This is a genomic window from Streptomyces sp. 150FB, assembly GCF_000818195.1.
Lineage (GTDB): Bacteria > Actinomycetota > Actinomycetes > Streptomycetales > Streptomycetaceae > Streptomyces.
Genome location: NZ_JTHL01000001.1, coordinates 5325985 through 5337006 on the forward strand (window position 1 = coordinate 5325985; position 11022 = coordinate 5337006).

General features: G+C 71.1%; 12 protein-coding genes. 7 read left to right on the forward strand and 5 right to left on the reverse strand.

The annotated features are described in order from the left end of the window. Both QR77_RS22900 and QR77_RS22905 read right to left on the reverse strand, forming a co-directional pair. Positions 1-702, reverse strand: a 702-nt coding sequence (locus tag QR77_RS22900; RefSeq protein ID WP_040024000.1) for a (Fe-S)-binding protein, incomplete at its 3' end; no start/stop codon positions are given. A 47-nt stretch (positions 703-749) separates the two neighbouring features. Beyond that, positions 750-2171, reverse strand: coding sequence for a sugar porter family MFS transporter (locus QR77_RS22905; protein WP_078877038.1), 1422 nt, complete (start codon positions 2169-2171; stop codon positions 750-752). Positions 2172-2411: 240 nt separating this feature from the next. Between QR77_RS22905 and QR77_RS22910 the strand changes: the two genes are divergently transcribed. The 5 genes from QR77_RS22910 (at position 2412) to QR77_RS22930 (ending at position 6203) form a co-directional block, all read left to right on the forward strand. Then, complete coding sequence (locus QR77_RS22910) at positions 2412-2735, forward strand: L-rhamnose mutarotase (protein WP_040024001.1); 324 nt, start codon at positions 2412-2414, stop codon at positions 2733-2735. A gap of 98 nt (positions 2736-2833) precedes the next feature. Further along, entirely contained in the window at positions 2834-3658 is an 825-nt protein-coding gene (locus QR77_RS22915; RefSeq protein ID WP_052488987.1) for an SDR family oxidoreductase, read from the forward strand. 59 nt (positions 3659-3717) lie between these two features. Further along, positions 3718-4701: an aldo/keto reductase gene (locus QR77_RS22920; protein ID WP_040028494.1), complete on the forward strand. Its 984-nt coding sequence runs from the start codon at positions 3718-3720 to the stop codon at positions 4699-4701. Between the two features lie 82 nt (positions 4702-4783). Continuing rightward, positions 4784-5272, forward strand: a complete 489-nt coding sequence (locus QR77_RS22925) for a MarR family transcriptional regulator (protein WP_040024003.1) — start codon at positions 4784-4786, stop codon at positions 5270-5272. A 91-nt stretch (positions 5273-5363) separates the two neighbouring features. After that, on the forward strand, positions 5364-6203 hold the full coding sequence (locus QR77_RS22930; RefSeq protein ID WP_052488988.1) for an SAM-dependent methyltransferase: 840 nt from the start codon (positions 5364-5366) through the stop codon (positions 6201-6203). Positions 6204-6244: 41 nt separating this feature from the next. Here QR77_RS22930 and QR77_RS22935 read toward each other — a convergent pair whose 3' ends face one another. Further along, positions 6245-7498 carry an NAD(P)/FAD-dependent oxidoreductase gene (locus QR77_RS22935; RefSeq protein WP_052488989.1) on the reverse strand — a complete coding sequence of 418 codons (1254 nt, stop codon included), beginning with the start codon at positions 7496-7498 and terminating at the stop codon, positions 6245-6247. A gap of 70 nt (positions 7499-7568) precedes the next feature. Then, on the reverse strand, positions 7569-8045 hold the full coding sequence (locus QR77_RS22940) for a MarR family transcriptional regulator (RefSeq protein ID WP_040024004.1): 477 nt from the start codon (positions 8043-8045) through the stop codon (positions 7569-7571). A gap of 63 nt (positions 8046-8108) precedes the next feature. Between QR77_RS22940 and QR77_RS22945 the strand changes: the two genes are divergently transcribed. Both QR77_RS22945 and QR77_RS22950 read left to right on the forward strand, forming a co-directional pair. After that, positions 8109-8774, forward strand: coding sequence for a DUF3159 domain-containing protein (locus QR77_RS22945; RefSeq protein ID WP_052488990.1), 666 nt, complete (start codon positions 8109-8111; stop codon positions 8772-8774). A gap of 163 nt (positions 8775-8937) precedes the next feature. Further along, entirely contained in the window at positions 8938-9579 is a 642-nt protein-coding gene (locus tag QR77_RS22950; protein WP_040028498.1) for a GntR family transcriptional regulator, read from the forward strand. 82 nt (positions 9580-9661) lie between these two features. On the opposite strand, the gene QR77_RS22955 is transcribed toward QR77_RS22950, so the two are convergent. Further along, the coding region (locus QR77_RS22955) for a bifunctional 3'-5' exonuclease/DNA polymerase (RefSeq protein WP_040024005.1) at positions 9662-11022 on the reverse strand (1361 nt) is incomplete at its 5' end.

Below are 11022 nucleotides of genomic sequence, written 5' to 3' on the forward strand. Positions count from 1 at the left end.
CCTGACGTCCGAGCCCTGCCGGCTCAGCGTGCCGCCGATGTGCATCAGGCAGGAGTTGTCGACCGTGCAGACCGTGCCCGCGCCGGTCGCGGTGATGGCGCGGGCCTTGTCGGTGCCCATGGCGGCCGAGACGTCCGCGTTCTTGACGGCGAAGGTGCCGCCGAAGCCGCAGCACTCCTCGGCGCCCTCCAACTCCCGCAGTTCCAGGCCCCGTACGGACTCCAGCAGGCGCCGTGGCCGGTCGCCGAGCCCGAGCATCCGCAGGCCGTGGCAGGTGGGGTGGTAGGTGACGGTGCCCGGGTAGTACGCGCCGACATCCGTCACGCCCAGCACACCGACCAGGAACTCCGTCAGTTCGTACGTCTTGGGTACGGACCGCGCTGCGGCCTCGGCGAGGCCGCCGCCACGTCCCTCCGCCGTCGCCTTCCGGCCGATCCGGGGGTAGTTGTCGCGGACCATGGCGACACACGAACCGGACGGGGTGACCACGTAGTCGTAGTCGGCGAAGGCGCTGTCGAAGCGCCGTACCAGCGGCTCCGTCTCGCGGCGGTACCCGGTGTTGTACTGCGGCTGCCCGCAGCAGCTCTGTGCCTCGGGGAAGTCGACTTCCACACCCAGACGTTGGAGCAGCGTGACCACCGCCCGGCCCGTCCGTGGATACAACGCGTCATTCACACACGTCACGAACAGTCCAACTCGCATGTAACTCTGCGTCCTTCCCGGGCGGTGGATCGGGTGCGGCTGTGCCGCTAAGCGGCGGCGGCAGCCGCCGGTCGTTCCTTGCGGCGCCAGTCCTCCTCGATGTCCTCCAGCGAGCGGTTCGCCGTCTCCGGTACCCGGGTCAGTACGAAGACCAGTCCGACCGCCGAGATCACCCCGTAGATGCCGAAGATCCAGAAGCCGATACCGGCCAGGATGTCCGGGAAGGTCAGGGAGAAGAGGAAGTTGAACAGGTACTGGGTGAACGTCACGACCCCCATACCGAGCGCGCGGGCGCGCAGCGGCAGGATCTCCGGGATGTAGAGCCAGAACACCGGGCCGAGGCCGAAGCCGAAGGCGAAGGTGAAGACGAACACGCAGATGATGTCCAGCACCGACGAGTGCGGGAACAGCGCCAGCAGGATCAGCGGTGGCACCTGCCCGCCCAGGCTGAACGCGAGCAGCTTGACCCGGCCCAGCTTGTCGATCAGCGGGAGCGAGAGCGCCGTCGAGATGACGAGCGCGCCGCCGACGCTGTAGTTGGCGATGATCCCGGTGTCGCTGGAGTGGCCTGCGGCGTCGGCGAAGACGGTCGGCGCGTAGTAGACGACCGCGTTGATGCCGGTGAACACCTGGAAGAAGGTGAGGATGAGGCCGATGTTCAGGGCGGGGCGGTAGCGGTGGAACAGCTCGCGCAGCCCGGCGCCCTGGTGCCCCAGGCTCTCCTGGATCTCCGCCGACTCGGTGTCCGCCTCGGCCTCCGACGTACGCAGTCGCAGCAGGACGGCGCGGGCGTCGGAGTTACGGCCGCGCAGGATCAGCCAGCGCGGACTGTTGGGGCTGAGCATCATGCCGACGAGGAAGAGTACGGCGGGTACGGCGCCGAGCCCCAGCATCCACTGCCAGGCACCGGCGCCGCGCAGGGCGTCCCCGGCCGCGTAGGCGATCAGGATGCCGACGTTCACGCTGAGCTGGTAGAGCGCGGTGATCAGGCCGCGGGTGCGTTTCGGGGCCAGCTCGGTGAGGTAGATCAGGCCGAACATATTGGCCAGTCCGACGGCCAGGCCGAGGACGAAGCGGGATATCAGCAGCAGCGGCACATTGGGGGACAGCGCGCAGCCGATCGAGCCCACTACGAAGATCACACCGGCCACGATCAGCAGGTGGCGGCGGTCGAAGCGTTTGGCGGCGAGCGAACCGGCGATGATCGCGGGCAGCGCGCCCAGCAGGATCAGGCTGGTCACCAGACCCTGTTCGGTCGAGGAGAGACCGAACTGGTCCTTCACGAAGGGCAGCGCCGTGGCGATCGCGCCCGAGTCGTAGCCGTACAGCAGGCCCGCCATGCCTCCGAGCACGGCGACGGCCTTGACGAAGCGAGGAAGCGGTGGGGGAGCCTCCTCGCCTACGGCAAGACCGCGCACGCTGCGGTCGGGGCGGCGGTCCGTGGGGACGGACGGCGTGGGATCAGCCATGGCACCTCCAAGGACAGCCAGAATTTTCCTATAGGAAATCTAAACTCTTGGAGATTAGCCATGTCTCATGGTCGCCGGTCAAGCGTTTGATCCTTAATTTTTGGCGTCAGCGTGGTCGTTCCGTCGCTGTTTGGGGTGAGATGTTGGCCGCCTGGCCCCCTGTCCGGGGTTTTTCCTATAGGTTTCTGTCGAGTGACAGGTTGAGTGCGGCGGACAGTACGCGGTCGGGAGAATGAGCCCATGGAACGCATCGCACAGGTGATCAAAGTACGGCCGGAGAAGCTGGACGAGTACCGGGAGCTGCACCGCGCGGTGCCGGAACCCGTCCTCGCCCGGCTCCGAGCGAGCCATATCTCCAACTACTCGATCCATCTGCTGGGCGACCGGCTGTTCAGCTACTTCGAGTACGACGGTGACGACTTCGCCGCCGACTCCGCGGCGATAGCGCGGGACGAGGCCAGCAAGGAGTGGTGGAAGCTGACGGACCCGTGCCAGGAGCCGGTGCCGGAGGCGGGGCCCGGCGACTGGTGGACCCCTATGGAGCAGGTCTTTCTCATGGAGTAGGGGAGCAGACACGTCGAACCCGGCACGACACAGCACACAGCACGACACAGCACACGGAACACAGCACACGGAACACAGCACGAAGGACGGCGACGGACATGACAGAGAACGCGGCAGTGGCGGCAGACAGGGCAGGTGAGTTCGGTGGCCTGGTGGCCGCCGTCACCGGAGGCGCTTCCGGCATCGGCCTCGCGACCGCCGAGGAACTCGCCCTGCGCGGGGCCGAGGTGTGCGTCCTCAACCTCAACACCGGTTCCCTGCCCGCCGGTCTGCACGGCTTCGTCTGCGATGTCACGGACCGCGCGTCGGTGAACGCGGCGCTGGCCGCCGTAGGAGAGCGCTTCGGCCGCCTCGATGTGCTCGTCAACAACGCGGGCATCGGCGCGCAGGGCACCGTCGAGGACAACGACGACGCCGAATGGGCCCGCGTCCTGGACGTCAATGTGACCGGCGCCGCCCGCGTCAGCGCCGCCGCGCTGCCGCTGCTCCGGCAGGGTGCCGCCGCCACGCCCGGCAGTACGGCCATCGTCAACACCTGCTCCATCGCGGCCACCGCGGGCCTGCCCCAGCGTGCGCTGTACTCCGCGAGCAAGGGCGCGATCCTCGCCCTGACGCGGGCCATGGCCGCCGACCACATACGTGAGGGCATCCGCGTCAACTGCGTGAACCCCGGCACCGTCGACACCCCCTGGATCGGCCGGCTGCTCGCCGCTGCCCCCGACCCGGCCGCCGAACGCGCCGCGCTCGCCGCCCGCCAGCCGACCGGCCGGCTCGTCTCCGCGCAGGAGGTCGCCGCGGCGGTGTGCTACCTGGCGGGACCGTACGCGGGCGCCACGACGGGGACCGACCTGGCGGTGGATGGCGGCATGCAGGGACTGCGGCTGCGTCCCGCCGAGCCCGCGTCGGAGAAGGACGAGCGGTGAGCCGCGCCGAGCGAACGGGCGTGGCGGCGAACGAGCCGACGAATGAGCGGACAGCCGAGTTGGCGACGCAGCCGCTGGGCCGGGCAGCGCTCCCGGTCACCCACCTGGGGTTCGGCGCCGCCACCCTCGGCGGACTCTTCGCGCCCATGTCGGACGAGGAGGCCGACGCCGTGCTCCAGGCGGCGTGGGACGCGGGCATCCGCTACTTCGACACCGCACCGCACTACGGCGTCGGGCTCTCCGAGGAGCGCCTCGGCCGGTTCCTCTCCGGCAAGCCGCGCGAGGAGTACGTGCTGTCCACCAAGGTCGGCAGGCTGCTCGCCCCGCACGAAGGGCCGGTGGCCGACGTCCAGGGCGCCGAGGGTTTCTACGGCACCCCGAACCGCGTCCGCGTCCGCGACTACAGCGCCGACGGCGTGCTGCGCTCGCTCGACGACAGCCTCGGCCGGCTCGGTCTCGACCGCGTCGACATCGTCTTCGTACACGACCCCGACGAGCACACCGAGCAGGCGCTGACAGAGGCGTATCCGGCGCTGGCCCGGCTGCGGGACGAAGGGGTCGTCGGGTCGGTCGGTGTGGGCGTGAACCAGGTCGCCGTACCCACCCGGTTCGTGACCGAGACGGACATCGACGTCCTCCTCATCGCCGGCCGCTACACCCTGCTCGACGCCGAGGCCGGGCGGGAACTGCTGCCACTGTGCGCCGAGCGCGGGGTCGACGTCATCGGCGCCGGGGTCTTCAACAGCGGGCTGCTGGCAGCCCCGGATGCGGGGGCGACGTACGACTACGCGACGGCGCCCGACCTGCTGGTGCGCCGGGCGCGCCGTATCGCCGAGGTCTGCGCCCGGCACGGCATCGCTCCCGCCGTCGCCGCGCTCGCCTTCACCCTGGGCGCTCCGGCCGTACGTACGGTCCTGGCGGGGATGCGAACGCCCGGCGAGGTACGGCAGAACACGGCGGCCGTGACCACGCCCGTCCCCGCCGCGCTCTGGGACGACCTGCGCGCCGAGGATCTGCTGCCTGGTGACCTGCCGCCCGGGTGACCTGTCGGCCAGGTGACCCGCCGGCACGCTGATTTCAAATGATACTGTATCGATTGAATCTAATATCTGGTAAAGTCGCTCCGTGACTACTGACCTTCCCGGCCAACCGGCCACCGCGCGCGCGACCGACCGACCCGGCGATGCCTCGCCCTTCGCCCTCGGGCTGCTGCTGCGCCGCGCGCACCAGCGGGCGGCGGCCGTCATGGTCGAGGCGATGCGGCCGCTCGGTATCGAGCTGCGGCACTTCGCCGTGCTGATCGTGCTGGTCGATCGCGGGCCCACCGTGCAGCGGGACCTGTCGGAGGCGACGGGCTCGGACAAGGCCGGCGTCATGCGGATCGTGGACGATCTGGAGCGCAAGGGGCTGGCCGTACGCAGGGCCGTTCCGGGGGACCGTCGCGTGCGGCAGGTGGAGATCACCGCCCAGGGGCTCGAACTCTTCGACGCCGTACACCTCGCGGCGCGGCCGCTGGAGGGGGAGTTGGCGGCACCGCTGGACGCGGCTGAAGTCGAACAGCTCACGGATCTGCTCACCCGTTTCACCTATCCGCCCGCCGAAAGTATTGAATGATACGGTCGTGACCGCAACGTAAATCCCGCGCTGCGGAACGGGACGGTCACGCCCTGCTTCTTCGCCGCGCGGCAGACCTACGAGGTGGCTCATGGCGAAGGATGTTTCCGGGATCGACGCGATCGGGCGGACCGCGTTCGCGGTCGCCGCCCTGCGCGCGGCCGAACACCAGGCCCAGGACGGCTTGTTCAGTGATCCGTATGCCGGGCACTTCCTCGCAGCCGCCGGGGTTCCCCTGGAAGTGCCGGAGGGCGGGGCGGACTTCGCCGCGCTGATGGGGACGCAGGCCGTGGTGCGGACCCGGTTCTTCGACGAGCTGCTCCTCCGGGCGACGGCGGCGGGGTGCGAGCAGGTGGTTCTCGTGGCGTCGGGCATGGACAGCCGCCCCTGGCGCATCAACTGGCCTGACGGCACAGAGGTGTTCGAGATCGACCAGGAACCCGTGCTGGCGTTCAAGGACCGGGTGATGGCCGAGCACGCGGACCGTCCCGCGCCCGGCAGGCACGCGGTGGCGGTGGACCTCCGCGAGGACTGGGCCGGGGCCCTGCGCGAGGCCGGGTTCCGCCCGGACCGCCCGACGGCCTGGCTCGTCGAGGGGGTCCTGTACTCGCTGGACGCGAGCGCCGCCGACGGGATTCTCGCCACCCTGAGCGAACTCAGCGCGCCCGGCAGTGTTTTGGCCTTCGACCACTTCGAGATCGTCCCCTCCCTGCGCGCGGCCACGGACCGGATCAGCCCGGACCTCACCCGGCTGTGGCGGTCAGGACCCACGGATCCCGGAGCCTGGACGGCCCGGCACGGCTGGGTGCCCGACGTACGCGAAGTCGGCGACGTGGCAGCCGACTTCGGCCGTACCGCGCACCCTGCCTTCGGGGACGGGCCTGCGGCCGAGGGCCACTCGTGGCTGGTCAGCGCGGTCCGTACCGACTGAGTGGCGCGCCCCGGCCGAACTCGTCGGCCGGGGCGGGGTGTTCAGTGCCGTCCCCCTGGCGCGGGGAACATGCGGCGCTTGACCGCAGGGACGGCTTCGGCGACCCGCAGTACGGTGCGGAAGGCGCCGCGTGACAGGCGGCCCGTGGTCGCGGCGGCGCGGGCGTTGCGGGTGGACAGGGCGAGTGCGGCGTTGGCGTAGTCGCGCATCGCGGCCTCGTACGTGCCGACGCGTGCGGTGAGCGTGGCCTCGGTGGGCGTGCCCGTGCCCGTGCCCTCGCCCTCGCCCTCGGCGAGCAGGGCGCCGCGCAGTTCGTCGGCGTCCCGCAACGCCGTATTGGCGCCGATGCCCGCCATCGGCGTCATGTTGTGGACGGCATCACCGAGAAGAGTGACGTTGCCCGGCTCCCACGGTTCGAGTGCGGGCATGGTGCGCAGCGGGATCGCGGCGACGGTGCCCGGTTCGGTCGCGGCCACGAGGCGGTGCAGCGCGGGTGCCCAGTGCGCGGTCCGGCCGGCGACGTGATCGCGCAGCGCGGCCGGGGAGAGGCCGACGGGGTCGCCCGGATAGTCGTCCCGGTCGGCCGCCCAGGCCCACACCAGATAGCGGCCGGACGCGGGGGCGTCCCAGGTGGACAGGAACATCCAGCCGGGGCCGGAGGGGACCACGTTGTTGACGGATCCGTCAGTCAGTGCGGCGGGCAGTTCGGCGAGCAGTGGCTCGGTGAGCGTCACGCGCCCCGAGACATTGACGATGCCCAGTTCCTGCCGCTCCAGGCCGGGCAACCGCAGCGCCCGGATACGGGAGTTGCTGCCATCGGCTCCCACCAGCAGGTCGCCGCCGTACTCACTGCCGTCCGCGCACCGGACCCGGATTCCCTCGGGCGTCTCGGTGTAGTCGCTCACCTGCTTGTTCCAGCGCACGGTGTCGGCGGGCAGGCCGGTCAGCAGGACGTCGCGCAGTGCGTCCCGGCCGACCGCGCGCCGCCGCAGATGCGGTTCGACCCCGCCGTTCGCCTCGTTGTCGCGTACGGCGAGCACGCCCAGATCCTGGTCGTGGAAGCGGATCTTGTCCGGCGCCAGGGCCGAGACGTCGATGAGCCGCTGCCATGCCTTCTCCGGCAGACAGGCGTGCAGGGCGCGCATGCCGTCGGTGTTGAGGTGGATGCCGTAGGTGGCCGGCTGTTCGCCGGCGGCGCCCCGGCGCTCCAGGACGGTGACCTCGACCCCGGCGTGCAGCAGCCCCTGGGCGAGACACAGTCCGCCGAGTCCGGCGCCGACGATCAGAACACGCATGGCAATCTCCCGCTGATGTGAGGTGGGCGAGGTGGGCGAGGTGGGTGACGTAAAGGGGGCTGGCGCCGGGTCAGGCGCGGCCCGGGTAGGCGAACCGCGTCAGCAGATCGAGGAGTTGCTCCGGCTCACCGGGGCCCAGGTGGCGGACCAGATCGCCGATGAGGGCGACCGCGTCGACGTGCGCCTGGTCGAACACGGACGTCCCGTGTTCCGTCATCCCGACGATCCGCACCCGCCGGTCGCCGGGCTGGGCGGTGCGTGTCACCACGTTCTGCCGCTCCAGGTCGTCGATGACGCGGACCATCGTGGCCCGGTCGCTTCCGGTGGCCTCGACCAGCGCGCTCTGGCTCATCGGCCCGTTGCCGCTGAGCGCGATGAGGACCGCGAAATGACGTGTCTCCAGGCCGAGGGGGCGCAGCGCCTGGCTGACGGCGGCGATCGCGCGGTCGTGGGCGCGCCTCAGGACGAGGCCCAGGGCGAACGGCGAGCGGTCTCCCGGGGTGTCGGTGGCTCTGGGCCCGGACGCGATCCGGGAGTGATTCGGCATACCCGCGACAGTATCACTCAACATCGCTTTGCGAGATACCGTTTCATATGTGACTATCGAACTATGGAACTCACCAGGAACCCAGATGCCACCGAATCCGCCGATCCGACGGCGCACCGGACTTCTGCGGGCGGCGGCTGGAGGGCCAAACTGTCCGGCATTCTGGTCACCGCCGCGCCCACGGTCGCCTTCCTCGTGGCCAACGCCGTGTCCTCACTCGACGTGGGGCTGATCGCGGCGGGTGTGACAGCCGTCGCCGCCTTCGCCTGGCGACTGCTGCGCAGGGAGAAGCTGCGGCAGGCCGGCATCGGCCTGCTCGTCGTGGGCGTGTGCGCGGCGGTCGCGGCCTTCACAGGCGAGGCGCGGGGCTTCTTCCTCGTACCGGCCCTCGTCCCGTTCGGTGTGATCGCCGTCTGCCTGGGCAGCATCGTGGCCCGGCGGCCGCTGACCGGCCTGATCCTCAACAAGGTGAGCGGCGGCCCCGCCGACTGGCGCCACCTTCCACGGTTGCGCCGCGTCTACACGCGCTCGACCTGGGTGTGCGTCGCGGTCAACGTCGTCAACGCCGCCCTTCAGGTCATCTACTACCGGGGCGACGAACCGCTCGTCCTCGGCCTCCTCCACATCGCCACCGGGCCGATCTTCGCGGCCATCGTCGCCGTGACGATCGCCTTCGCGCGGCGCGCCATGCCCGGACGCCGTTCGGCGGCGGAGGCGCCGACGGCTTGACCTGTGATTGACGGGGGATTGACGCATGGTGGCGAGGGGGCTCTGTGGCAAGTCCTATAGGATATTGCGCATGACGGGCAGAGGAGACCGGACCGTGTCGGACACCGTTTCCGACCAGCCGGGCGGCGCCGACGACTCGGACACGGCGAAGCAGCCGCGCCAGGTGCTGGCCGACAGCGTCTACGAGGCCATCAAGGCGATGGTCATGGACCACGAGATCGAACCGGGCGCACGCGTCGGTATCGAGGCGCTCGCCCGTACGCTCGAAGTCTCGCCGACACCCGTACGCGAAGCGCTCGCGCGGCTGGAGTCCGACGGGCTGGTCACCAAGCGCTCGCTCGTCGGCTACCGCGCCACCGAACTGCTCACCCCCGAGGGGCTCGAAGAGCTCTTCGAGATGCGGCTGCTGCTGGAGCCCCGGGCTGCGGCCCTCGCCGCGCTCAACGCCGACGACGAGCAGCTCGACCGCATCGAGGCCCTCGTCGAGGAGTTGCGCGGACGGCCAGGATCGGGTGAACGGTACGTCGTGTACCGCGAGTTCGCCGCCGCCGACCAGCGCTTCCACGACGCGATCGCCCAGGCCGCCGGGCGCAGGCTGCTCGCCGAGGCGGTCGGCCGCCTCCACTCCCATCTGCATATCTTCCGCCTCAGCAGTATCCCGGGGGCCGGACCGCTCACCCTCGCCGAGCACGACCGGATTCTGCGCGCCGTGCTGCGCCGCAACCCCGAGCGCGCCGCCGAGGCGATGACGGAACATCTGACGAGCAGCCTCGAACGCCAGCGCAACCGGCACGATGGCGTCTGACACCTGGGCGTGAGCGCGGGGCGCGCGTGCCGGGCGGGCTGCGCGGGTCTGCCCCGGTCGGGTCGGCCCCGGGCTCAGGACCTCACTTCGCGTCCGAGTACCGCTCGACCGTCGCCGTCGTGAAGGGGAACCGCACCGGCGTCTCCCCGAAAGTGATCCGCCCGGCCAGCTCCCCGGCCGCGCTGATCGCCGCCGCCACCTCCTCGGCCTCCTCCGCCGGACAGTGCACGATCACCTCGTCGTGCTGGAAGAAGACCAACTGCGCGCGCATCCCGGCGGTGGCCCCGCGCAGCGCGGCCAGCATCAGCAGCGCCCAGTCGGCGGCGCTGCCCTGCACCACGAAGTTACGGGTGAAGCGGCCATAGGCCCGGGAGCGGGAGCCGGCGGACGGGCCCTCGGCGGCGGGCACCTCGCCGGGCTCCTGCGGAATCCCGGCCTCGCCCTCGTCGTCCGCCCCGACCGCCCGGGGACTCGTACGGCCGAGCCAGGTCCGTACGTACCTGCCCTCCTCGCCCGCCCGCGCCGCGTCGTCCACGTACGCCACGGCCAGCGGGAACCTCCTGCGCAGGGCCGCGAGATTCTTCAGCCCGTCGCCGGACGTCTGGCCGTAGATGGCGCCCAGCAGGGCGACCTTGGCCTGGGCGCGGTCGCCGGAGAACGCGCGGTGCGACAGCGCCGCGTACAGATCGCCGTCGTGCCCCGCCACCTCCATCAGCCCCGGGTCGCGGGAGATCGCGGCCAGCACGCGCGGCTCCATCTGGTCGGCGTCCGCCACCACCAGCCGCCAGCCCTCGTCGGCGACGACCGCCCTGCGTATCACCCGGGGGATCTGGAGCGCGCCGCCGCCGTTGGTGGTCCAGCGGCCGGAGACCGTACCCCCCGGCTGGTACTCCGGGCGGAACCGGCCGTCGCGCACCCAGTCCTGGAGCCAGGTCCAGCCGTTCGCCGTCCAGATCCGGTACAGCTTCTTGTACTCGATGAGCGGCTCGACCGCCGGATGGTCGATCTCCGCCAGCTCCCAGCGCCGCGTCGACTTCACCTTGATGCCGGCGCCCGCGAAGGCCTTCACCACATCGGCAGGCAGATCGGGCCGCACCCGCCGCCCGAAAGCCTCCGACACCTTGTCGGCAAGTTCGGCGAGCCGGCGCGGCTCGCCCCCGCCCGCGTACCGCTCGCCCAACAGCTCGTCCAGCACCGCCCGGTGGACGTCGGCGCGCCACGGCAGACCCGTACGGTGCATCTCGGCCGCCACCAGCATGCCCGCCGACTCGGACGCGGTGAGCAGCCGCATCCGCCCCGGGTGCTCGGCGGCCGCGTGCCGCCGCTGCTGCTCCGCGTACACGTCGAGCAGCGCGTCGAAAGGCACCTCGGCGCCGGCGAGCGGCTCGAAGAGCGAGGACTGCGAGCCCGGCTCCGCCGAGCGGGGCGGCGGGTCGGGCGGCA